Below are 23343 nucleotides of genomic sequence, written 5' to 3' on the forward strand. Positions count from 1 at the left end.
ACCGGTCCGTGAAAATACGGAAGTTCTGACGCTAAGGTGGGATGGGTGGATCTTTCTGCGATCGCGGCGTGGGTGGGACTCGAGCCGACATCGGAGCGCATCGCCAGGGTGGAGTCGGTGGCGCCGCTCGTCACGGGGCCGATCGACGCCGTCCGCGGCATGCCGGGAATCGCCGACGCCGAGGTACCCGTCACCCGGCCGCGGATGATCGCGTTGCGCCACGAGGTCCCGGCGCGCACGCCCAGCGTCACCGAGCCGCGCGATCTCGGGCTGATCGAGGCGGCGCTGGCGATCCGGCGCGGCGACCTGTCCCCTGAGGAGCTGCTGCGGTCCTGCCTGGCGGCCATCGAGCGCACGGACCCGGCGATCGGCGCGTTCGTCCGGCTGACCTCGCCCAACGCGCCCGCGGACGGCGTGCTGCACGGGATTCCGTACGCGGCGAAGGACATAGTGGACACAGCCGGTGTCGCGTGCGAGTACGGCAGCCCGGTGTTCGCGGGCCGCGTGCCCAGCGCGGACGCCACGGTGGTGGCCAGGGTCAACGCCGCGGGCGGTGTCCTGGTCGGCAAGACGGCCACCCACGAGATCGCCCTCGGAATGTCCACACCGCACGCGCGCAACCCGTGGAACACGTCAAAGATGACGTCCGGTTCGTCCGGTGGATCAGCCGCCGCGCTGGCCGCCCGGCACGTCCCGATGGCGCTGGGCAGCGACACCGGCGGCTCACTGCGAGTCCCGTCGGCGTTCTGCGGCACCACGGCGATCAAACCGACGCACGGCCTCGTGCCGGGAACCGGCGTGATGTCGCTGGCGCCGTCCTTCGACGTCGTCGGGCCGATGGCGCGCACGGCCCAGGATTGCTGGCTGTTGCTGCGGGTTCTCACCGGGCAGGCGCCGCCCGAGCCGGACCACGTGCTGGTCGACATGCGGCAGGTGCGAGTCGGTGTCGCGGATGTCTCGACGCCCGACCAGCTGGCCGTCGCCGAGACGCTGCGCGGGCTCGGTGCTCAGCTCGTCGACGTGCGGCTGCCGTCGTTGGAGATCGCACAACTCGTCGGCGGTGTGCTCACCGCCGCCGAGGCGTCTGCCGAGTTCCAGGCTCATCTGGCGCGGGGCGCCCGGTTCTCCGAGGAGATCCAGGCGCTGCTGGAAGTGGGCCTGATCGTGCCCGCCGCCGACTACCTGCACGCCGCCCGGGTGCGTGCGGCGGTCCGGCGGGACTACGCCGAGTTGTTCGAACGCGTCGACGTCCTGCTGCTGCCCGCCAGCCCGGTGACCGGCCTGCCGCACGGGATCTCCGATGTGGACGGTGTGCCGCTGATCCCGGTGCTCACGCCGTTCACGTTTCCCGCCAACCTGACCGGGCTCCCCGCCATCGCCTTCCCGTGCGGTTTCACGGCGTCCGGCATGCCCGTCGGCGCGCAGCTGTTCGGCCCGGCCGGGTCCGAACAGCTGCTGGCCGCGGTGGCGGGCGCGTATCAGGACGTGACGGACTGGACCGCGCGCAAGCCGGACGAATCCCTCCTGAGCAGCAGCACAGCGACCAGCGCGAGCGCTGCCACGGCGGCGAAGAACCAGAACCCCCACGGGTAAGCCACACCCGCGGTGACCATGGCGCCGGTGATGAACGGCCCGACGATCGAGCCGAGCCTGCCCACAGCCGAGGTCATGCCGAGCGCGCTTCCCCGTGCGTGCGCGGGGAACGCCTGCGCGACGTACCCGTAGATCAGCACCTGCGCCGAGAACACGAACACGCCGGTCAGCAGCACCATCGCGTTGAGCAGGAACTCGTTTTCGATCCGCAGGCTCAAGGCGGCCAGCAGGACCGCGCTGGCGCCGAACCAGATCCGCGCGATCCGCCGGATGCCGACGCGGTCGGCGACCGCACCGGCGATGAGCAGTCCGATCACCGCGCCGACGTTGAGCACCAGCAGCAACGTGACCGACGTCGACAGCGGGTACCCGGCGGTGCGCATCAACTGCGGCAGCCACGTGTTGAGCCCGTAGACCAGCAGCAGGCCCATGAACGAACCGGTCCACACCGCGATGCTGATCCGCCGCCACTTCGGCCCGAGCAGGTCCCGCAGCGCGAACCGTTGCGTGTCGCCCTTCTCCTTGGCCGCGAGGAACGCGCTCGACTCGGGCAGTTTCCACCACATGACGGGCAGCACGAGCAGACCGGCGATCCCGCCGCCGTAGAACAACACCTGCCAGTTCTCCTTGGCCACCAACGCGAGCAGCGACGTGAGCACGGCGCCGACGTGGTAGCCGGTCATCGTGTACGTGCTCGCGGTGGCCCCGCGGCGCGCGGGCAGGTTCTCCGTCATCACGGTCAGCGCCACGGGCATGCAGGCGCCGAGTCCCAGCCCGGCGAGGAACCGGAAGACGGCGAACATCGCCACGTTCGGCGCGAGCGGGATGACCAGGGTGAAGATCGAGAAGACCAGGACCGAGCCGATCAGCATCCAGCGACGGCCGAACCGGTCGGTCAACGGCCCGAGCCCGGCGGCGCCGACGGCCACGCCGACCAGCGACAGCGTGGCCACCAGGGTCGCACCGGCCGCGGTGAAGCCGAGGTGCTGGCTTTTGAGCAGGGTCGGGATCGCGGCACCGAGCGCGACCAGGTCGTAGCCCTCGATCAACACAGTCAGCCAGCACAGGGCGGCTGTCCAGACTGGGCGGGTGGGAGACGCCGTCATTGCCGTACTCCTCAGGTGATTACTCCGGAGTGGTCAGGTGGGTGTCGACCTGGATCAGGCGCGGACCGGCCGGGCTGGTCTTGAGCACCGCGCGCAGGTCGTCCGCTTCGGTGATCGCCGTGGCCGGGACGCCGTAGCCCTCGGCGATCCGGGTGAAGTCGAGCCCGGGGATCTCGGTGCCCGGCACGTCCGGGGTGCCGAGCAGGCCGCCGAACCAGCGCAACGCGCCGTAGGTCCCGTTGCGGAGCACGACGAAGGTGACCGGCACGTTGTAGTGCGCGGCGGACCACAACGCGGTGATGCCGTAGTTGGCGGAGCCGTCGCCGATCACGGCGACGACCGGGCGGCTGGGCCGTCCCATCGCCACCCCGACCGCGGCGGGCATCCCGAACCCGAGACCACCGGCGGCGGGCCAGAAGTACGAGCCCTGCATCCGCAGGTCGACCTGGCGCCACCACGCCGTGTTGGTCGACGTCGACTCCACGACGTAGCTGGTGTCGGCCGGTTGGGTGGCACGCAGGGCGGCGAAAACCTGCTCCGGGTGCAGGGCCCCGTCGCCGCCCGCCGGCTGCGGGTTCGGGGCGAAATCCAGTCCTTGCGCGTGCGGGCTGACCGGGACACGCGACATCAACGCGTCGATGACCGCCGCTGGATCAGCCACCACCGCCTCGCCCATCGGCGCCCGCGTGGCCGCACCGGCGTCCTCGGTCACCTGGATCAGGCGGCTGCCTTCGGGCAGGTACGGGCCGGGAACGTGCTGGTGGTAGCGGAACACCGGGGCGCCGAGCACCAGGATCAGGTCGAGTCCGGTGAGTTCGCTCGCGACGTGGCCGATCCCGGCGGACAGCACGCCGCGGAAAAGCCTGTGCCGGTTGGGGAACGACAGCCGGTACGGCGAAGGCGCCATCCAGACCGGGGCCTGCAGGTGCTCCGCCAGCGCGACCGCCCGGTCGAACAGCCCGCCCGCGTCGATCTCGCCGCCGAGCACCAGGCCCACGCTGCGCGCCGCCTTGACCCGGTCGGCGATCATGCCCAGCTGTGCCTCGTTCGGCGCGGACCCGAGCCACACCTGGCGGTCGAGCGTGACGGCGGAGTTCGCGTCGAGTTCCACGCCCCAGTCGTCGTACGGCACCGACAAGTAGGTCGGGCGGCGTTGCAGCTCCGCCTCGAACACCGCCTGCGCCAAGGCCCGTGGGACGTCGGCGGCGCAACTCGGCTCACCTGCCCAGCCAACCAATGGCCGCATCAGCTGCGTGGCGTCGGTGTTGGCCAGCATCGCCTCCAGCCCGATGGCCGAACGGACCTGCTGGCCCGCGGTGATGACCAGGGGCGAACGGGAGTGGACGGCGTTGGTCAACGCGCCCATGGCGTTGCCGGAGCCCGCGGCGGCGTGCAGGTTGACCAGCACCGGCTGCCCGGTGGCCTGCGCGTACCCGTCGGCCATGCCGACGACGACACCTTCGTGCAGGCCCAGGACGTAGCGGAACGAGCTGGACAGGTCGGTCAGGAACGGCAGCTCGTTCGAGCCGGGATTGCCGAAGATCGTGGTCAGTCCCCGGCGTTCGAGGAAGTCGTGGGAGAGCTGTCGGACAGTCGGCATGCAAGGGACCATATGCAGCACGCCGTCCCATGTTCCAATAGATGTTGCTGACGAGTGATATCGATGGGATCGATGATGCCGGACTTCGACCTGAACCTGGTGCGCACGTTCGTGCTGCTCTTCGAGACGCGCAGCGTGACGGCCACCGCCGAGTCCATGCACGTCACGCAGCCCACGATCAGCTACAGCCTGCAGAAACTCCGTCGTCGTTTCGACGACGAGCTGTTCCGCCGCGCCCGGGGCGGCCTCGAACCGACGACCACCGCCCGCGAGCTGTACGAACCGCTACGCGAGGCGTTGGCGAGCATCGACTCGGCGGTGAGCGGCACGCTCTCGTTCGACCCGGCGACCGCGCACACGACGTTCACGTTGTGCCTGTCCGACCTCGGTGAACTGTCGTTGCTGCCGTTGCTGATGGCGGCGCTGCCCACGCGTGCGCCCGGCGTCACGCTGTCCGTCCGCCCGCTGGACGTGGTGAACGCCGCCGACCAGCTCGGGCGGGGCGAGATCGACGCGTTCATCGCCTCTCCCCTGCTCAGCTCACAGCGCGTCGCCAGGATCCCGTTGTTCTCGGAGGGGTACGTGGGCATGGTCGCCGACAACCACCCGCGGCTGCGCGGCGGCCACGTCCGCCTGGCGGACCTGGCTGCCGAACGGCACATCGCCGTTTTCGGCCCGACCGGGCACGACGGCCCGCGTAAAGCGTTGGCGGCGCACGGTTTGCTCGACCGGGTGGCGTTGGAGGTGACCCGGTTCGCCGCGCTGCCGTACCTGGTGCAGCGCGGCGACCTGGTCGCGATGGTGCCGCGCAACGCCGCCGAGGTGTTCGCGGGCACGCACCGCGTGCGCCTGGTGGAACTGCCGCTGGACATCGAGCCCGCGCAGGTGTCGGTCTACACCCGGCACGCGCACGCCCGCAGCCCCGGTCAGCGCTGGCTGGTCGAGTTCATGCACGAGGTGCTCGCGCCTCGACCCTGTTCTGCGGACTAGTTGTATGAGGCCGTGACGTTGGTGACGCCGGTGTGGAGCCGGGTTGCTGGTGGCTGGTTTCCGGCGGCAGTGTGGGGTCGATGATAGTTGTAGTGGACGTTCCATATCGTCAGGGCGTTGGTTCGTTGTTGTTCGCTGGTCCACTCTCGGCTGTAGAGGAATTCTTCGGTCAGGATCCGGTTGTAGCGTTCGACTTTGCCGTTGTGGCGGGGTGTGTAGGGCGTGATGCGCTGGTGGCGGGCTCCACGCAGCACGGTGGCGAAGTGGGTGGCTTTGTAGCAGGCGCCGTTGTCGGTGACGATGCGGTCGATGTGGGTGATGCCGTGCGCGGCGAAGAACGCGCGGGCGCGGTGGGTGAACCCGATCGCGGTGCGGGCTTTCTCATCGGGCAGGGCTTCGGTGTAGGCCAGCCTGGAGAATCCGTCCACCGCGGAGTGGAGGTAGGTGTAGCGGGCCCGGCCGCCCCGGCCTCGGCCTCGCCGGGCTTGTTTGGCCTGCTCGCTGTCACGGCCGTGGACCCGCCAGCCGCCGCCGTCGGGGATCTGGCCGACCTTCTTCACATCCAGGTGGACCATGTGCCCGGGCCAGCGGGCGATGATCGTGCGGGGTGCCCGGTTGCTGTCCCCGCTGGGGTCGAGGAATTTCCGGTGGTGCAGGCCGAGGTGGGCCAGGTGACGGCTGACGGTCCGCGCCGAGATGCTGGTGCCGTCGGTCGCGAGTTCCAGCGCGATCCGGCGGGCTGAGTGCTTGCCATGACGGCGGAGGTGTTCGATCCGGGCGATGACCTCGCCGGGGGTGGCGGTGGGCTGGTGGTGCGGGACACTGGGTCGGTCGAGCAGCCCGGCCTCGCCGTGCTGGCGGTAGCGGTTGACCCATTTCGAGGCGCATTGCCGCGAGATACCCATCTCCGCGGCGACATGGGCGATCGGACGGGTGCGGCAGCGTTTCACGAGACGGCGACGGCCTTCGACAGACAGCGGGGCGTTACGGTGGAGCACAGACGGGTCTTTCTGTTCGGCGGACGAGTGACGTGGTAGTTCTCATCCTGCCGCTGAAAGACCCGTCCCCAACCTCAGGCCCCACCCGGCGTCAACAACCTCATGACCCGCAACAACTAGTCCTCGTCGGGGCCGCGCAGGACCCAGTGCTTGCGGCGCACGTAGTAGCCGATCCCGGACACGACCAGGATGCCGAGCGTGACGAACAGGCTCGGCCGCCCGACCGCCGGATCGCTCGCGGTCTGGAAAGTCACGTACACCAGCGCCGCCAGGGCAAGCAGCGGTGGTATGGGGAACCACCGCATCCGGTACTGGGCGTGCGCGGTCGTTCCGTTGCGGCGGCCGAAAAGCGCGGCGAGGCACAGTGCGGCGTACACGACGATCAACGAGGAACCGGTGACCACCAGCAGCACGTCCAAGTCCACGAAGCACACCACGGCCGACAGCGCGCCGACCACGAGCGTGGCGACCCATGGCGTGTGGAACTTGGGGTGGATCGCGCCCAGTGAGCGGTTGGCCTTGGCCGGCCACACCGAATCCCGTGCCGTGCTGAAGAACAGCCGCGCGGTCAGCAGCAGGATCGCCAGCACGGCGTTGATGATCGCCAACGCCACCACCAGGCTGATCACGGTGTTGAGCCCGGAGCCCGCGCGTTCGGTGATGAAGTACTCCATCATGTTCCCCGCCCCGAACAGGCTGTCCAGTGACGGCGCGCCGAGCAGGACCGCGGTCACCGGGACGATCTCGGCGACGACCGTGATCACCAGCGCCCAGAGGATGGCTTTCGCGATGCCGCGGGAGGCGTCCGCGGTCTCCTCGCCCAGCACGACCGCTGAGCCGTACCCGTTGTACGCGAAGATCGCGATGGCGGTGGCGGCGCCGATCACGCCGATGGCGACGGCAGCGGGTGGACTGCCCGCCACGGGTTCGGCGAACAGCGGCCGTTCCACGTTCAGGAAACCGAGCGCCGCCACGACCACCAGCGCCAGGATCTCGATGCCCAGGAACACGCCGGTGACCCACGCGTTGAGCTTGATGTCCAGCACGCCGAACGCCGCGGCCACCACGACGGTCACCGCGGCGACCACCGGGCCGTTGAGCGCGGGGAACACCGCGGACAGGTAGATGCCGACGCCCAGCGCGATCACCGCGACGATGATCACCTGGGTGACCAGGATCAGGCCCATGACCAGGAACCCGGGCAGCCGGCCGAGCACGCGCGCGACGATCGCGTACTCGCCGCCTGCCAGCGGGTAGGCGGAGGCGAGTTCGGCGTAGACGAACGCCATGAACACGCCGACCACGCCCGCTGCCAGGAAACTCCAGATCGCGCCGGTCCCGGCCTGGCCCAGCACCCCCGGCGCGATGATGAAGACCGAGGACGCCGGGCTGATCGCCGACAGCGTGATGAGCAGGGCGCCGAGGACCTTCAGCCCGCGGCGCAACCGGGGTGCGGCGACAGTGGCACCGGACTCGGTCATAGCACACCTCCGTTGGTGGCATTCTTTGAAGATGCATCAAAGAACTATGACGAAGTCCAGTCAAGGGCCTATTTGGTTTTTCGACGATCGTTCGACAAAATCGTGACCATGGCACGCCCCAAGCGGCAGGAGGCCCGCCGCACCCAACTGATGGAGGCAGCACGGCGCGCGGTGGTCGAGCGCGGGCTGGTCGACCTGCGGCTCGGCGACGTCGCCGAGAAGGCGGGGTTGTCGCCCGGCTCGGTGCTCTACTACTTCCCCACGCTGCCCGCGCTGCTGCGGGAGGTGCAGCGGGAGGCGATGGGCCGGTTCTGCACCGCCCGCGAGGAAGCCGTCCGCGACGAGCCCGACCCGCGCGAACGCCTGCTCGCGATGATCATGAGCGGGCTGCCCGAAGGACCGGGTGACGAACTGGCCTACCTGCTCTACGAACTGGGCGCGTTCGCCCGCAAGGACGCCGCGTACGCGGCGAGGTACATCGAGCTCTACCAACGCCAGGTGACGATCTACGTCGGCATCCTCGAAGCGGGCGCGGCGATCGGCACGTTCCGCCTGGCGGGCGATGCGCTGACCATCGCGCGCAACATCGTCACCCTGGAAGACGGGTACGGCCTGCACATGACCATGGCCGTGCCCACCTGCGAACCCGCCGAAGCCGCACGGCAGATCATCGCCTACGCGTCGGCCGTCACCGGATGTGAGCTGACATGACACTGACAACGCCATCAGGCAAGCCCCGCATCCGTTCCCTGGGCGTCGACCTGCCCGGCCGCCCCGGGCCGTACAACGCGATCACCGACGTCGCCGGGGTCTCGGTCGGGTACACCACGCTCGTGTCCGGCGATTCCGTGCGCACCGGCGTGACGGCGATCCTGCCGCGTCCACACGAGACGGTCGCGCACCCGTGCGCCGCGGGCTGGTACTCGTTGAACGGCAACGGCGAGATGACCGGGACGACGTGGCTCACCGAATCAGGCGCGCTGAGCCTGCCGGTCATGATCACCAACACGCACGCGGTCGGGCCGTGCCACCGGGGCGTGATCGACTGGGTCGCCGAGAACAAGCCGGACGGTGCCCACGCGTGGCTGCTGCCGGTGGTCGCCGAGACCTGGGACGGCTACCTCAACGACATCTACGCCCCGGCCGTGCAGCCGGAGCACGCGAAGGCCGCGATCGAAGCCGCGGCGAGCGGCCCCGTCGAAGAGGGATCGGTCGGCGGCGGAACGGGAATGAACTGCTACGGCTTCAAAGGCGGCAGCGGCACCGCGTCACGGGTGGTGTCCTACGGGCCGCACGAGTACGCCGTGGGCGCGTTCGTCCAAGCCAACTTCGGCTCACGGCAAGAGCTGACGGTGAACGGGAACCCGGTCGGCGCACACCTCGCCGACGACAATCCGCTCGAGGACTGGGTGGTGGCGCAGGCGGGCGCCGGGTCCGTGATCGTGGTGCTGGCGACCGACGCCCCGCTGCTCCCCGGGCAGTGCACCGCGCTGGCCCGTCGCATCCCGCTCGGCCTCACCCGCACCGGCACCAGCGGATCCCATTTCTCCGGTGACATCTTCCTCGCCTTCTCCACAGCGAACGAAGGTGCGCTGACGAGCGGCTTCTCGCACGGGCCAGGCGAATTCGAGAACCTGCGGTTCGTGCCATGGGGCCACATGGACTCCTTCTACGAGGCCGTTGTCCATGCGGTCGAGGAGGCCGTGCTGAACGCGTTGTGCGCCAACGAAACCATGGTCGGGCGGGAAGGACACCGGACGCCGAACCTGCCGCGTGAGCGACTCGTGGAACTGCTCCGCGGCTGACCCCGGTCGGGCCGATACACCGGCGCTACGCCTGCGATCGGTGCAAAGCGCCTGGCGTGTGCCCGAACGAGCGCCGGAAGACGTCGATGAACGCGCTCGCCGACGACCACCCGCACCTGTGGGCCACCGCGGTCACGGGCACGTCGTCGGCCAGCATCCGCAACGCGTGGTACAGCCGCAGCTGGGTGCGCCATTGCGGGAACGTCATGCCGAGGTCGGATTGGAACAGCCGGCTCAGCGTCCGCTCGCCCGCGCCGACGGTCGCGCCCAGCTCGGCCAGCGTGCGCGCGTCGGCCGGGTCGTCCTGCAGCAACGCGCAGAGCTCCACCAGCCGGGGATCGCGTGGCGCCGGGAGCTGCACGGCACGCTGAGGCGACGCCTTGAGCTGGTCCAGCAGCACGGCACGCAGCCGCCGCCGTTCGGGATTGTCCGTGCGCGGCTCGCTCGTGTACGCCACGATCAGCTCCCGCAGCAGCGGGCTGACCGCGAGCACTGCGGGCTTGAGCAGGCTCAGCGGGTTGGTGTACGCGGGCAGGCCGAGGACGTGCAGGTCCACGTGGCCGTGCGCGCGGTGTTCGTGCACGGTCCCGGCCGGCACCCAGATCGCCTGTGTGCCGGGGGCGAACCAGGTGCCCGCGTCCGTCGTCACCGCGAGGACGCCCGAGCCCGCGTAGACGATCTGGTGGTCGTCGTGCCGGTGCGCGTCGATGATCGCCGACGGCTCGAGCTTGCGCGTGTGCGTCGGCGCCTGGGGCATGTGGCGGGATTCCGGCATAGGGTGGCATTTTATCGGAAGCGGGCCGTCGGCGGTGGCCGCGATGCTGCCTGGCATGGTCAAGAATCGCCCGGTCACCCTGTTGGCGGCCGGTCACGCGTGCGTGGACGTGTACCAGGGCGCGGTCGCCGCCCTGGTGCCGTACTTCATGTCCGAACGCGCCTACACGTATGCCGCCGCGGCGGGCATCGTGCTGGCCGCGTCGCTGCTGTCGTCCGTTGTGCAGCCGCTCTTCGGGGCGCTCACCGACCGGTGGGCCATGCCGTGGCTGCTTCCCGTGAGCACTCTCGCGGGCGGTGTCGGCATAGCGCTGTGCGGAGTGACCCAGCAGTACGCGCTCACCCTCGTGTTCGTCGCGCTCTCCGGCATAGGTGTCGCCGCCTACCACCCGGAGGCCGCGCGGGTGGCTCGGATGGCCAGCGGCGGCAGCAACACGGCGATGGGCTGGTTCAGTCTCGGCGGCAACGTCGGGTTCGCTGCCGCGCCGCTCATGGTCTCGGCCGTCGTCGCCCCCTGGGGCCTGGGCAGTTCGCCGCTGCTGGTGGTCCCCGCGGTGGCGGGCACGCTGCTGTGCGTGGCCGCGCTCCGGTCGATGACACCGTCGCAGGTGGACGCGAAGGCACACCGGGCCGCCGCGGGCCGCGACGACTGGCGGTCGTTCGGGCGGCTGACCGGCGCGATCATGTTCCGCTCCGTCGTTTTCATCGGGCTGAGCGCCTTCGTGTCGCTCTACACCAGCCAACGCGTGGGTGGCGGCGAGGCCGTCGGCACCGTGGCCCTGTTCGTGCTGTACCTCGGCGGAGCGATCGGAACGGTCGCTGGAGGCAGGCTGGCAGACAGGTACGGCCGCCTGCGAGTCGTGCAGTGGTCCTATCTGGTCACGGTGGCTGCCGTGGCCGGTGTCGTGTTCGTGCCGGGACCGTCGATCTTCCTGTTCGTCGCACTGAGCTCGGCCTGCCTGTACGTGCCGTTCTCGCTGCACATCACGCTCGGCCAGGACTACCTGCCGCGGCATCTCGGCACGGCCAGCGGCGTGACACTGGGGCTCACGGTCAGCGTCGGCGGCCTGGCCAGTCCCGTCATCGGCGCCATCGCGGACGGCACGTCACTGCGGACCGCCCTGATGCCGCTGGTCGTGCTCCCGGCGTTCGGGTGGCTGCTCATCCGGACGCTCCGCGAGCCCGCCGGATTGTCGGACCCCTGTGTCAAGGTGGACGCATGACGGAACAGTTCACCGGATGGCCGCGGCAGGCGTTCGACGTACTCATGCGGCTGGAAGGGCTGCCGTCGGCCGAAACCAGGCAGCAGGTGCGCAAGGACAGGGAACGGCTCGTCCGCCTGCCGATGATCGCCCTGCTCGGCGACCTCGCCGGCAGCGACTCGCGCTATGAGGACTTTTCCGTGTGGAGCTATGGGAAGGATCCGTTCTGGTGGCAGAACCAGTGCGCGACCGTCCGGCTCGCGCGGTGCGTCGAACTGACCGTCCGCCTCAACCTGGACGGTCTGCATGTCAAGGCTGCGTGGCACTATCCCGACCCAGGGCAGGTCCCCCGCTACCGCGCGGCTGTGGCCGCTGACGGCCATGAACTGACCGCCATCCTGGAATCGCTACGCGCCAAAGGCTATGAGATCACCGGTGACGTGATGAAACGCGCACCCCGCCAGTATCCCGCCGACCATCCACACGCGGATCTGTTACGCCACAGGTCGATCATCGCGAACACCACACTGTCCGATGAGGACGAGCTGTGGACGCCGCGGGCCTCGGCCTGGCTTGCCGCACGCGCGGAGGAACTGGACGACCTGCTGGGATGGCTCGCCCGCTCGGTCGCCGAACCTGTGCCACAGCCTGGTTGACGCGTCCAGCTGTCCGTCCGGCGCCGCGTTTGGACAAGCGATCCAGATGTTCTCATGTGGCCAGTCGATGGGAGGGCAACGCGATGACCGACACGCTCGTGGACGACTACGACTCGCACACTCGCGGCCTGCGGGCGTACGTGGCGTCGGTCGCGGTCAGGCTGGGGATCGGCATGGAGTCCTGCTGCCTGGACACCAGCAGGCCCTCGCAGGCGTACATCGCGCTCGACGAACGGCTCGACCAGTTCCCCGGCCGCGATCTGGCGCTGCTGTGGGACGAGGGCACCGGCTGGATCGCGGCGCTGGACGGGCACGGCGACGACGAGATGATCATCGTGTCCCGGCTGTACGGCGAAGTCATGCCGGACCCGGGGACGGTGGCGCGGTTCGTGACGTCGTTGAACGAGATGGCAGGCTGAGCGGGATCAGCCCCGCGACAGCGGAACCGGGATCGGCCAACTGCGCAACACCACTGTCGTCCCGCCGGACGAGTGGTCGATCGTCATGGTCTCGGTGCACGCCCGCATGATCCGCAACCCCTGCCTGCGGTTGGTCGGCCCGGTGCCCGGCTGCTTCCAGTCGCCGTGGTCGACGATCGTCAGCACGGCGCGCCGGTAGCCGCCCGGCTCCGGCTCGATCTCGGCGTGGACCTCGATCACCTCGGGGTGGTCCGGTGACGCTTGGTCGACAGCGATCCCGTAACCGTGTTCCACCGAGTTGCTGACGGCCTCGCTGATCGACAGGACCAGGTCGTCGATGTGCGCGGGCGACCAGTCGTGCGCCCCGAGCCATTGCCGGAGCTTGTTGCGCGACAACGACGGCGCGACCCAGTCCGCGGTGAGCGTGAAGCTCATGGCGGTGTCGCGACCGGCGGGGCGCAGAGAGTTCGCCGCGGTGTCGAACTGCGGCCGCTCGTCCTGGTCTGACGCCGGAGGCACGTTCGTATACTCGCAGTCTTCGGTCAATCCCGCAGTTTTCCACCGGCGAGCGCGTGTTCGACGGTGTGGTACAGCGCGAGAACCTGGTCGAGACCGACGATCTCGATCGGCCTGATCACCGGGCGCTGATCGTCGACCACGACCCGCAGCGTCTGGAAGCCCCGCTTGTGCACGGCCGTCTCCGCGCTCTCCCGCAGCGTGCGCAGCCCGGGTGATCCGAGGAACTGCACGTCGCTCAGGTCGACGATCAGGGCACGACCGTCCAGGACGTCGAAGGCCTCGTCCATCTTCCGCTGCAACCTCGGCGCGGTCAGCCCGTCGATCTCCCCGGTGACGGTCAGCACCACGGCGTCGTCGCGTTCGTCGGTCACGATGTTGATGAGCTGCTCGCGGTCGGGCCGGTCGACCACGAACTCACCACCGTCCGGAGTGCGCTCATCGCTGGCAGGCTTCACGGCGGCAGCGTACTCAGCCGTACGCCCGGATGATCTGCCCGGTGTCGTCACCGTCGACACACCGGAGGTAGTGCGCGACCACCTCGTCGGTCGACACCGGGCGCATCCCGGGGAAGTGCTCGTCGAAGGCGTCCACCGAATCGCTGATCATGGTCGGGCTGACCACGTTGACCCGCATGCGTCGCGGCAACTCGATCGCCGCGGACAGCACGAAGCTGTGCAGTGCCCCGCTGATGACCCCGCCGCCGGTGACACCGCGCCAGGCCTGGTCGGCGAAGATGCCTGAGGTCAACGTGAAGGACGCACCGTCGGCGCAGTGATGCTGCCCGGTCAGCACGAGGTCGGCCTGGCCGAAGAACTTCGCCCGCATGTTCTCCGCCATCGCCTCCGTGGTCAGCGTCGCGAAGTCGTCGAGCGCCCCGTGCGCCGCGATGCTCACGACCGCGTCCACAGCGCCGACTTCGCGGTACATCGCCTCGATGCTGTCGTGATCGACCAGGTCGACGCGCACCTCACCCGAGGTTCGCCCGGCCACGACCACCTCGTGTCCTGCTTGGTGCAGTGCGGGCAGCAGCCGCTGTCCGATGGTGCCCGCGCCGCCGACGACGACGATCCTCATCGCGTACCCCCCGTCACTACTGTTGATCATTGTAGGACAAGGGGCGCGGCGCGCCCGGCAGCGGTGCAGGACGCCGGGAATGTGATCGGGGCTGCGCGGTCGCGTTCCGGAGGTCGCGGTGGTCAGAGTGGTGGACGATCAACCCCGGAAGGGCCGACCATGGACGACTTCCCGGCCCAGCGGTTCGAGGAGCACCGTACGCACCTGCGGGCGGTGGCCTACCGGATGCTCGGCTCACTGACCGACGCGGACGACGCCGTCCAGGAAGCCTGGCTGCGACTGGCCCGTGCCGAGCCGGGCGGGACAGCCAATCTCGGGCTGGCTGACCACGGTCGTCGGCCGGGTCTGCCTGGACATGCTGCGCACCCGGCGGGTGCGGCAGGAGCACCCGCTCGACGCGCTGCCGGACCCGGTGGTCAGCCGGGAGGGCGACGAGGATCCCGAGCAGCAGGCGCTGCTCGGCGACTCGGTGGGGCCGACGCTGCTGGTGGTGCTCGAGTCGCTGAACCCGGCTCGCGTTCGTCCTGCACGACATGTTCGGCATGTCCTTCGAGGAGATTGCCCCGATCGTCGACCGCACGCCGTCAGCCGCGAGGAAACTCGCCAGCCGCGCCCGCCGTCAGGTGCGGGGTGCCGCGCCGGCGCCTGATCCCGACCTGGCCACGCAGCGCCGGGTGGTGAACGCGTTCCTGACCGCCGCGCGAGGCGGGGACCTCGACGGACTGCCGGCTATCCTCGACCCGGACGCCGTACTCCGCGTCGACAGCGGAAGCGTGCAGGTCATCCGCGGCGCGGCGGCAGTGGCCGGTCAAGCAGGCAACTTCCAGCGCATGGCCACCGTCGCCACAGCCCGGCCCGCACTGGTCAACGGTGCCGCGGGGCTGGTCAACAACACCATCGGCGGCGACCTGGTGTCGATCATCAGCTTCACGATCACCGGCGAGCGGATCGCCGCCGTCGACATCCTCGCCGACCACGCCAGGCTGACCCGCCCGATGCCGTGCTAGCCGTTGGTCTCGCGCAGCGTACGCATGGATTCGGCGAGTTCCGTCGACCGCTTCTCCCCCAGCGGTTCCAGCACGCGTTCCCGCAGCACCTCGGCGGTGATCCCGCGCGCCCGCTTCGCCGTGTCGAGGCCGTGGCCGGTCAGCACGACATGGGTGACGCGGCGGTCGGTCTCGCTGGGCTCGCGGCGGATCAGGCCCGCGTCGGTCATCCGGTCGGCCACCTTGGTGAAACCGCCGCTGCTCAGCGCGGCTTCCTTGGCCAGCCGGGTCATCGGCAGCCGGTAGCCGGGTGAGCGCAGCAGCCTGAGCAGGATGTCGAAGGGCCCCGGTGCCAGGGCGAGGTGTTCGGCGACGGCTGCGAGCAGGCGTTCCTGCGTGGCCTGGTAGCCCTCGATGACCAGGCCCCACCACGTGACGATCTCGTCATCCCCGACGTCTGGCATGGGTACACCCTACCCCGGATCCTTCGCTGGAATATATCTTGCAAGGAAGATGTTTCCGGGATAGATTTCAGGAACAGCGACCAGGAGGCAGTCATGGCGATCAGGACAGAGGGTCTGCACCACGTCACCGCCATCGCGGGCAATCCGCAGCGCAACGTCGACTTCTACGCCCGCACCCTCGGCCTGCGGCTGGTCAAGACCACGGTCAACTTCGACGACCCCGGCACGTACCACCTCTACTACGGCGACGACGCCGGCCGCCCCGGCACGATCATGACCTTCTTCCCGTGGAACGACGTGGCCAAGGGCCGCCAGGGCACCGGCCAGGCGACCACCACGGCCTTCTCCGTTCCCGCGAACTCGATCGGCTGGTGGCAGGGCCACCTCGCCCAGGTCGAGGTCAAGACCAGCCGCATCACCACCCGCGACGACGAGGACACCCTGACCTTCACCGACCCCGACGGCCTGACCATCGCACTCGTCGCGCACAAGCAGGCGGATCCGCGCAACCCGTGGGACACCCCGTTGGTCCCGGGTGAGCACGCGATCCGCGGTCTGCACTCGGTGACGCTCTCGGTGTCCCAGGAGGACGCCACCGCCGAGATGCTCACCGATGGTCTCGGCCTGACCTTCCTGCACCAGGACGGCAACCGGCTCCGCTTCGCCGCCGGCGACGGTGGTCCCGGCGCGCTGGTCGACGTGCTGGTCACGCCGGATGCCCCGAGCGGCCTTGTCGCCGGAGGCACGGTGCACCACGTGGCATGGCGCGTCCCGGATGACACGACCCAGCAGGCGTGGCGCGAGGAACTGGTCGGCAAGGGCGTGAAGGTCACGCCGATCATGGACCGCCAGTACTTCCACTCGATCTACTTCCGCGAGCCGGGCGGCACGCTGCTCGAAGTGGCCACCGACGACATCGGCTTCACCGCCGACGAGCCGCTGCTGGAGCTGGGCCGGGCGCTGAAGCTCCCGCCGTGGCTGGAGCCCGACCGCGACCAGATCGCCGCCGGGCTGGTCAAGCTGAACCTGCCGGACGAGAACAACCCCGAGGTCGCCGAGAAACTGGCCGCGCGATGAGCGAGAGGTTGTCGTTCGACCACTTCTTCGAGGAAGGCGACGACGTCACCAAGCCCGTGCTGCTGCTGTTGCACGGCACGGGCGGGCGTCCCGCCGACCTGCGCGGCCTGGCCGCCGAGCTGAGCCCCGGCTCAGCCGTCCTGGCACCGGCCGGTCAGGTCAGCGAGAACGGGATGCCCCGGTGGTTCAGGCGGTTGGGCGAAGGCGTCTTCGACTACGAGGACGTGGTGAAACGCGCGGGTGACCTCGCGGACTTCATCCTCGACGCCCGCGCCGGGTACAAGCTGACCGGCCGCAGGATGGTCGCCGTCGGGTTCTCCAACGGCGCCAACATCGCCGCGGCCGTCGCGCTGCTGCGGCCGGACGCGCTGACCGAGGCCGCCGCGTTCGCGGCCATGCTGCCGGTTCCCGATCCACCGGCCGTGGACCTGAGCGGCACCAGGGTCTTGCTGTCCAACGGCACCCAGGACCCGATGGCCCCCTTGCCGTCGACCGAACAACTCGTGGCCCGGCTGCGGGAACGGTCCGCTGACGTCACCGTCCACCGCCACCCCGGCGGCCACCAGATCACGCCGGAGGCGGTGAGCCAGGCGCGGGCGTGGCTTTCGGCCTAATACTGGTGGGTCCGGTTGCTTTCCGCGAAGTAGCCGTCCGCTTCGGCCGCGGTGGGCTCGAACCCGATCTGGTCCTTGAGGATCGTGCCGAGGCTGGGCAGGTCGGCACGGTCCGGCCAGGTGTCCGGCTGCCACAGCGACGACCGCAGGAACGCCTTGGCGCAGTGCATGTAGAGCTGCTCGACCTCGATCACCACGGCCAGCCGGGGCCGCTTGCCCTTGACGATGAGGTCGTCGAAGAACGGCGCGTCCGACACGAGCCTGGCCCGTCCGTTGATCCGGAGCGTCTCGTTCATCCCCGGGATGAGGAACAGCAGTCCGGCGTTCGGGTTGTCGATGATGTTGCGGAAGCTGTCGTGCAGCTTGTTGCCCGGCCGGTCGGCGAGCACGAGCGTGTGGTCGTCCAGCACCAGCACCGACCCGGCCGGGTCGCCTCGCGGCGAGACGTCGCACGTGCCCTCGGCCGACGCCGTCGCGATCAGGACGAACGGTGAGTGCGCGATCAGGTTCCTGGCGTGCTCGTCGATCCGGTCCTGGATCTTGCACACCGTCCGTTCGGCCGGTTCCCCCGCGAGTGCCACCAGCTCGTCCAGCGTTTTGATCTCAGTCATCCCCACGTTCGCAGGCTACTGAAGCCGCCTCGCCCGCGCCCAGGTGTTCGTGCCTCCACGGCCGCCGCGTACACCGGTGATCACTCTGTGTCTTGTCGGCGTGCCCCGGATCACCTATCGTGCCCACAAAGGTGAAAACCTTTCGCATCTCGACGAGGAGGTACGGGTGCGCAAGTCAGGCATGCCGGCGGTACTCGCGGCGGCGTTGGTGTTCACCGGCCTGCCCGCCACGGCCGCGCCGGATCCGTACCTCGTCGGCCGGGGCATCTCGGACGTCACCGGGCCCGCCGCCGAGAACGGCATGATGGGCTACTCCAAGTTCGACCAGAAGACCACCGGCATCCACCAGCGCCAGCGCTCCCGCGCCTACATCGTCGTCGACCGGTCCACGACCAAGCGGGTCGTGTACGTCAACGCCGACCTGGCGATGATCTTCCGCGCGGTGCAGGAAGCCGTCATGGCGAAACTCAAGCCGCGCTACGGCGACCTCTACACCGGGGAGAACGTGCTCCTGTCGGCCACGCACACGCACGCGGGCCCCGGCGGCTTCTCCCACAACCTCGCCTACAACCTCTCGATCCTCGGAACGCAGCCGCAGACGCTCGACGCCATCGCGGACGGCATCGTCGAGTCGATCGCCGAGGCCCACGAAGACCTCAAGCCCGGCACCCTCTCCATCGGCCGCGGCGAGCTCACGAACGCGAGTGTGAACCGGTCGAAGGTGGCGTTCGACGCCAACGCCGCCGCCGACAAGGCAGCTTTCCCCGGCGCGATCGACCCGGCGATGACCGTGCTGCGGCTCAAGCAGGGCGGTACCGACGTCGGCTCGATCAACTGGTTCGCCACGCACAACACGTCGATGACCAACGCGAACACGCTGATCAGCCCGGACAACAAGGGATACGCGGCCTACCAATGGGAGCACGACGACCAGGGCGTGCGGTACCTGGAGGACAAGCCGGGTTTCGTCGCCGCGTTCCCGAACACCAACGCCGGTGACATGTCGCCGAACCTCAACCTCAAGCCCGGCTCCGGCCCCACCGAGGACCAGGTGGACAACACCCGGATCATCGGCGAACGGCAGAACCGCAAGGCGCAGCAGGTCTACAACGGACCGCGGACCGAGATCACCGGCGCGGTGGACTACCGGATGCGGTTCGTGGACATGGGCAACGTGGCCGTCGACGGAAAGCACACCCCGGACGGGAAACCGGCGACGACGTGCTCCGGCGTGGTCGGGGCGTCGACCATGGCGGGCAGCGTGGAGGACGGCCCGGCGCTGCCCGGCTTCACCGAAGGCATGCAGAGCCCGTGGAAGAAGCTGTTCGAGCCGCTGCAGACGCAGGTGCCGCAGTGGCTTCGCGACTGCCAGTACCCGAAGGCGTCGCTCGTGCCGACCGGCCTGATCGGGGCGACCCCGAACGTCCTGCCGGTGCAACTCGTCAAGATCGGTCAGCTGCACCTCGTCGCCGTACCCGGTGAGGTCACGATCGTCGCGGGCCTGCGCATCCGCCGCAGCGTCGCGCAGGAACTCGGGGTGCCGTTGGACAACGTCCTGATCCAGGGCTACGCCAACGACTACAGCCAGTACGTCACCACGCCGGAGGAGTACGACCTCCAGCAGTACGAGGGCGGCTCGACCCTGTTCGGCCGCAACACCACCCCGGCCTACCAGCAGGAGTTCGGCAAACTCGCCGCCGCGCTGCGGAGCGGCACGGCGCTGCCCGCGGGCCCGGTCCCCGGCAGGCCACCGTTCACCGGCATCAACCTGCAGACCGGCGTGGTGTTCGACGACAAGAACCCCGCGCACGCCTTCGGCCAGGTCCTCACGCAACCGAAGGCGTCCTACCAGGCCGGGCAATCGGCCACCGCCGTGTTCGTCACCGGTCACCCGAAGAACAACCTGCGCCGCAACGGCACGTTCCTCGAAGTGCAGCGGCTGGCGAACGGAACGTGGACCCGGCACGCCGACGACGGCGACTGGTCGACCCGGTACGAGTGGAAACGAGCCGGCGTCGCCAACTCGGAAGCGACGATCACCTGGACGATCCCGGCCGGCACACCGGCAGGCACGTACCGGATCGTGCACAACGGCGACTGGAAGAGCGGCTGGACCGGCGCGATCACGTCGTTCTCCGGAACGACGACCGCCTTCACAGTCGGCTGCGGGGGGGAGATGGGCGCCGGTCTAGCCAAGGCCGGCGTCCACCCCGCCGTCACTCCGTGCCGGACTGGATCGCGGTGAGGATCGGGATCCGCGAGGCCCGCCGGGCGGGCCACAGCGCGGCCAGAATCCCGATCGCCGCGGTCACCCCGACGAACAACCCGAGCCGGTCCCACGGCAGCACGACGGGAATCCCGCTCTGACCGGCCACGGCGACCGCGCCGATCACGCACCCGGCCAGCAGACCGGCCCCCGCGCCGAGAACGGCGATGATCACCGATTCCAGCCGCAGGATCGTGCCGACCTGGCGCCGGCCGAGGCCGACCGCGCGCAGCAGGCCGATCTCCCTGATCCGTTCCAGTGTGGACATGGTCATGGTGTTGACCACCGACAGCGCACCGATCAGCACCGAGATGCTGAGCAACGCGTAGAGGATGTTCAGCACCAGGTCCAGCTGGGCTCCCACCGATTCGATGTACTCGGCGCGGGTCTGCACGACCAGAGTCGGGTTGTCCAGCGCCTTCCGGATCTCCGCGCGGACGGAACCGGCCTGCGCGGCCTTCACGAGAATCGTGGCGGGCTGCCGGCTGTCTTCGGCACGGGAGGCGCTCACGAGCGCGTCGTACCGGAACCCCTCCGGTGCGTCGAAGATCGCCACGATCGGCGAGCCGGTCGCGAGCATCGTCCCGACTGTCCACTTGTGCGCGTCGGCTTCCTTGCTGGTCACGGCGATCCCGCCGGACAGTCCGGCCAGCGAGCCGTCCTTCACGTCGAGGGACACGAACTGCGCGATCGTGCTCGTGTCCACTCCGGCCGCGGACAGCCAGTCGCGGCCGAAGCCGAGGCTGACCGGCGTGATGGGTGTGACCGCCTGGACGCCGGGGACTGCGGCGATCTTGCCGACGGTGTCCTTGCCGATGTCCGCGAAGTCGACCGCGGTGATCCGGATGTCCGCGCTGTCCCCGGTGTCGGCGAGGCGTTCGTCCTGCGCGCCGACCGACGCGATCGGCACTGTCACGGCAGCGCAGATCGACAAGCCGACCATCAACGCGCTCGCGGTCGTGCCGGTGCGCCGTGGGTTGCGGCGGGTGTTCTCCACCGCGAGCGTGCCACGGACACCCGCCACGCGAGTCATTGGGCGGCGCAGCAACGCCGTCAGCCCCACGCCGAACAGCGGCGTGAGGATGATCAGCCCGAGCAGCAGCAGCGGCGCGCCGAGGTAGATCAAGTCCTGGGACTCCGCGCCCGCCGCTGTGGCCGCCGCACCGGCGAGCGTCACCACGAGGCCAGCGATGTTCCTGCGGCGCAACGATTTCCCGGTCGGCGGCAGTCCGGTGCGCAACGCCGCGATCGGCGGGACGGCGGCGGCACGACGGGCGGGCACGTACGCGGCCAGGACCGTCACGCCGATGCCGACACCGAGTGCGGCCACGACCGGCCAGACGCTGAACACCTGCAGCGCAACAGGTGGCCCGTCGGACACCGAGAACAACGCGTCCAGTGACGCCGCTCCCCCGACGCCCAGCAGGTAACCGAGAACCGTCGCGGTTACACCGAGCAGCACGGCCTCCGCCAGGACCATGCGCAGGATGTGACGCCGGTCGGCGCCGACCGCCCGCAGCAACGCGTGTTCACGGGCACGCGCGGCCGACAGCATGGTGAAGGTGTTGGCCACCAGGAAGATCGAGGCGAACAACGCGACACCGGCGAAGACGAGCAGGATCTCGGTCAGCTTGCCGTCGGCGCCTGGTTTGCGGATCTCCGCCGCGGTGATGACCTCCAAGTCCTTCGAAAGGACCGCTCGGACGTTGGCGGCGAGCGCGGAGTCGGTGGTGCCGGGCGTGGCCGTCAGGTTGATCGCGGTGTAGCTGCCGGGAGTCTTGGCGAACAGTGCGCGTGCTGTGGCGTCGTCGAACGCCGTCAAGGTCCCGCCTTGGGCGACGCGCGCGTCCTGCACGCTGAAGATCCCGGCCACCCTGACCGTGCGCACGTTCCCGTCCACGACCACGCGCACCTGGTCACCGGCCTTGAAGCCGGTCCGGCCCGCCGTCCAGTCGTCGATCGCGATCTCGTTGCCGTCCTTCGGCGGCTGCCCGCCGACGAGGTTCAGGTGCGCGTCGAAGTTCACGCCACCGGCCAGCCCCGGCGGCCCGACGAGCGAGCCGTCCTTGTCCACGACGAACGCGCGGCCTTCGGCGACCGGACGGACCTCCCGCGCCCCGGCCACGCCGCGCAACTTGCCGACCAGGTCGGCGGGCACGGGCTTGTCGATCGTGTACGGCGTGACCTGCACCGAGAAGTCCGGCTGGACGCGGTCCAGCGAAGCCTGCACCGAGGCCCCGTACAGCAACGCCCCCGACACGAACGCCACGCCCAGCATCACGGCCACGGTCGGCAGCAGGAACCGGGCCTTGTCGGCGAGGACCGAGCGAAACGCCATCCGCAGCATCAGCGCACCGCCTGCGCGTCGAACCGGCGCATCCGGTCAAGCACACTGTCGGGCGTGGGCTGGGCCATCTCGTCGACGAGCCGTCCGTCGGCGAGGAACAGCACGCGGTCGGCGTAGCCCGCGGCGATCGGGTCGTGCGTGACCATGACGATCGTCTGTCCCCAATGGCGCGCGCACATCTGCAACAGGCCGAGGATCTGCGCGCCGGACCGGGAATCGAGGTTGCCCGTCGGCTCGTCGGCCACGACGATGTCCGGCCGCGAGATCAGGGCGCGGGCGCACGCCACGCGCTGCTGCTGTCCGCCGGAGAGCTCCGCGGGCCGGTGGGTGAGCCGGTCGGCCAGGCCGACCGCGTCGATGACCTGCTTGGTCCACGTCCTGTCGGGGCGCTTGTCCGCCAGCGACAGCGGCAGCACGATGTTCTCCCACGCGGTGAGCGTGGGCAGCAGGTTGAACGACTGGAAGACGAACCCGATCTTCTCCCGCCGCAGCCTGGTGAGCCCGGCCTCGGTCAGCGAGCCGAGGTCGGTGCCGCCGATCAGCGCCTTGCCCGACGTCGGCGTGTCCAGCCCGGCGAGGCAGTGCACGAACGTGGACTTGCCCGAGCCGGACGGCCCCATCACCGCGGTGAACTCGCCTCGCCGGAACTGCGCCGACACGCCCGCGAGCGCCGTCACGGCGGCCTGCCCGGTTGCGTAGACCTTGCCGAGCCCCTCGGCGACGGCGACCGTTCGCTGATCCATCACACACCTTCCTCGTCT

General features: G+C 69.7%; 22 protein-coding genes and 1 pseudogene. 11 read left to right on the forward strand and 12 right to left on the reverse strand.

Translation table 11 applies throughout. From position 1 onward, the window contains the following. The first annotated feature begins 45 nt into the window (after positions 1–45). The gene (locus AOZ06_RS31395; protein WP_157233359.1) at positions 46–1593 is read left to right on the forward strand and encodes an amidase; all 1548 of its coding nucleotides are present in this window, start codon (positions 46–48) and stop codon (positions 1591–1593) included. Here AOZ06_RS31395 and AOZ06_RS54775 read toward each other — a convergent pair. Both AOZ06_RS54775 and mdlC read right to left on the reverse strand, forming a co-directional pair. Next, positions 1479–2699: an MFS transporter gene (locus tag AOZ06_RS54775; protein ID WP_083472064.1), complete on the reverse strand. Its 1221-nt coding sequence runs from the start codon at positions 2697–2699 to the stop codon at positions 1479–1481. The genes AOZ06_RS31395 and AOZ06_RS54775 overlap by 115 nt on opposite strands. A gap of 19 nt (positions 2700–2718) precedes the next feature. Then, positions 2719–4299 (reverse strand): benzoylformate decarboxylase, encoded by a 1581-nt coding sequence (mdlC, locus tag AOZ06_RS31410; protein WP_054292700.1) that lies wholly within the window; start codon positions 4297–4299, stop codon positions 2719–2721. 63 nt (positions 4300–4362) lie between these two features. Between mdlC and AOZ06_RS31415 the strand changes: the two genes are divergently transcribed. After that, complete coding sequence (locus tag AOZ06_RS31415; RefSeq protein ID WP_225952952.1) at positions 4363–5289, forward strand: LysR family transcriptional regulator; 927 nt, start codon at positions 4363–4365, stop codon at positions 5287–5289. Here the strand turns inward: AOZ06_RS31415 and AOZ06_RS31420 are convergent. Together AOZ06_RS31420 and AOZ06_RS31425 are read right to left on the reverse strand one after the other, a co-directional pair. Then, positions 5286–6287, reverse strand: a complete 1002-nt coding sequence (locus AOZ06_RS31420; protein ID WP_054287937.1) for an IS481 family transposase — start codon at positions 6285–6287, stop codon at positions 5286–5288. The two genes, AOZ06_RS31415 and AOZ06_RS31420, sit on opposite strands and share 4 nt — an antisense overlap. Before the next feature lie 116 nt (positions 6288–6403). Further along, on the reverse strand, positions 6404–7768 hold the full coding sequence (locus AOZ06_RS31425; RefSeq protein WP_054292701.1) for an APC family permease: 1365 nt from the start codon (positions 7766–7768) through the stop codon (positions 6404–6406). 108 nt (positions 7769–7876) lie between these two features. Here AOZ06_RS31425 and AOZ06_RS31430 point away from each other — a divergent pair, with 108 nt between their 5' ends. After that, positions 7877–8479: a TetR/AcrR family transcriptional regulator gene (locus AOZ06_RS31430; RefSeq protein ID WP_054297053.1), complete on the forward strand. Its 603-nt coding sequence runs from the start codon at positions 7877–7879 to the stop codon at positions 8477–8479. After that, positions 8476–9573 carry a DmpA family aminopeptidase gene (locus AOZ06_RS31435; RefSeq protein ID WP_054292702.1) on the forward strand — a complete coding sequence of 366 codons (1098 nt, stop codon included), beginning with the start codon at positions 8476–8478 and terminating at the stop codon, positions 9571–9573. Before AOZ06_RS31430 ends, AOZ06_RS31435 begins: the two co-directional genes overlap by 4 nt. A gap of 25 nt (positions 9574–9598) precedes the next feature. Here AOZ06_RS31435 and AOZ06_RS31440 read toward each other — a convergent pair whose 3' ends face one another. Next, entirely contained in the window at positions 9599–10348 is a 750-nt protein-coding gene (locus AOZ06_RS31440) for an AraC family transcriptional regulator (protein WP_054292703.1), read from the reverse strand. A 55-nt stretch (positions 10349–10403) separates the two neighbouring features. On the opposite strand from AOZ06_RS31440, the gene AOZ06_RS31445 reads away from it, so the two are divergent. From AOZ06_RS31445 to AOZ06_RS31455, 3 genes are all read left to right on the forward strand, one after another. Then, positions 10404–11570 (forward strand): MFS transporter, encoded by a 1167-nt coding sequence (locus tag AOZ06_RS31445; RefSeq protein ID WP_083472770.1) that lies wholly within the window; start codon positions 10404–10406, stop codon positions 11568–11570. Then, positions 11567–12205 (forward strand): DUF2461 family protein, encoded by a 639-nt coding sequence (locus AOZ06_RS31450; protein WP_054292704.1) that lies wholly within the window; start codon positions 11567–11569, stop codon positions 12203–12205. Before AOZ06_RS31445 ends, AOZ06_RS31450 begins: the two co-directional genes overlap by 4 nt. Before the next feature lie 83 nt (positions 12206–12288). Then, positions 12289–12624, forward strand: coding sequence for a DUF6292 family protein (locus AOZ06_RS31455; RefSeq protein ID WP_157233360.1), 336 nt, complete (start codon positions 12289–12291; stop codon positions 12622–12624). Between the two features lie 6 nt (positions 12625–12630). Here the strand turns inward: AOZ06_RS31455 and AOZ06_RS31460 are convergent, their stop codons facing one another. From AOZ06_RS31460 to AOZ06_RS31470, 3 genes are read right to left on the reverse strand one after another with little or no spacing between them, the layout of a single operon-like run. Next, positions 12631–13143, reverse strand: a complete 513-nt coding sequence (locus AOZ06_RS31460) for an ATP-binding protein (RefSeq protein ID WP_157233361.1) — start codon at positions 13141–13143, stop codon at positions 12631–12633. A 23-nt stretch (positions 13144–13166) separates the two neighbouring features. Continuing rightward, entirely contained in the window at positions 13167–13598 is a 432-nt protein-coding gene (locus AOZ06_RS31465; RefSeq protein WP_054292707.1) for an anti-sigma factor antagonist, read from the reverse strand. A 13-nt stretch (positions 13599–13611) separates the two neighbouring features. After that, positions 13612–14217: a short chain dehydrogenase gene (locus AOZ06_RS31470; RefSeq protein ID WP_054292708.1), complete on the reverse strand. Its 606-nt coding sequence runs from the start codon at positions 14215–14217 to the stop codon at positions 13612–13614. Positions 14218–14376: 159 nt separating this feature from the next. Between AOZ06_RS31470 and AOZ06_RS31475 the strand changes: the two are divergent. Then, positions 14377–15224 (forward strand): annotated as a pseudogene (locus AOZ06_RS31475) (sigma-70 family RNA polymerase sigma factor). Here the strand turns inward: AOZ06_RS31475 and AOZ06_RS31480 are convergent. Beyond that, entirely contained in the window at positions 15221–15667 is a 447-nt protein-coding gene (locus AOZ06_RS31480; protein WP_054292709.1) for a MarR family winged helix-turn-helix transcriptional regulator, read from the reverse strand. The pseudogene AOZ06_RS31475 and the gene AOZ06_RS31480 overlap by 4 nt on opposite strands. A gap of 93 nt (positions 15668–15760) precedes the next feature. Here AOZ06_RS31480 and AOZ06_RS31485 point away from each other — a divergent pair, with 93 nt between their 5' ends. Further along, positions 15761–16744 (forward strand): ring-cleaving dioxygenase, encoded by a 984-nt coding sequence (locus AOZ06_RS31485; protein WP_054292710.1) that lies wholly within the window; start codon positions 15761–15763, stop codon positions 16742–16744. Next, complete coding sequence (locus AOZ06_RS31490; protein ID WP_054292711.1) at positions 16741–17358, forward strand: alpha/beta hydrolase; 618 nt, start codon at positions 16741–16743, stop codon at positions 17356–17358. Before AOZ06_RS31485 ends, AOZ06_RS31490 begins: the two co-directional genes overlap by 4 nt. Here the strand turns inward: AOZ06_RS31490 and AOZ06_RS31495 are convergent. Continuing rightward, a complete protein-coding gene (locus AOZ06_RS31495) occupies positions 17355–17975 on the reverse strand; it encodes a pyridoxamine 5'-phosphate oxidase family protein (protein ID WP_054292712.1) in 621 nt (206 codons plus the stop codon). The genes AOZ06_RS31490 and AOZ06_RS31495 overlap by 4 nt on opposite strands. A gap of 160 nt (positions 17976–18135) precedes the next feature. On the opposite strand from AOZ06_RS31495, the gene AOZ06_RS31500 reads away from it, so the two are divergent. After that, positions 18136–20214: a neutral/alkaline ceramidase gene (locus tag AOZ06_RS31500; RefSeq protein WP_236951801.1), complete on the forward strand. Its 2079-nt coding sequence runs from the start codon at positions 18136–18138 to the stop codon at positions 20212–20214. Here AOZ06_RS31500 and AOZ06_RS31505 read toward each other — a convergent pair. Then, complete coding sequence (locus AOZ06_RS31505) at positions 20186–22582, reverse strand: ABC transporter permease (RefSeq protein ID WP_054292713.1); 2397 nt, start codon at positions 22580–22582, stop codon at positions 20186–20188. The genes AOZ06_RS31500 and AOZ06_RS31505 overlap by 29 nt on opposite strands. Next, positions 22582–23325, reverse strand: a complete 744-nt coding sequence (locus AOZ06_RS31510) for an ABC transporter ATP-binding protein (RefSeq protein WP_054292714.1) — start codon at positions 23323–23325, stop codon at positions 22582–22584. Before AOZ06_RS31510 ends, AOZ06_RS31505 begins: the two co-directional genes overlap by 1 nt. Positions 23326–23343 lie beyond the last annotated feature (18 nt).

The sequence above is a fragment of the Kibdelosporangium phytohabitans genome, assembly GCF_001302585.1.
GTDB classification, from domain to species: Bacteria; Actinomycetota; Actinomycetes; order Mycobacteriales; family Pseudonocardiaceae; genus Kibdelosporangium; species Kibdelosporangium phytohabitans.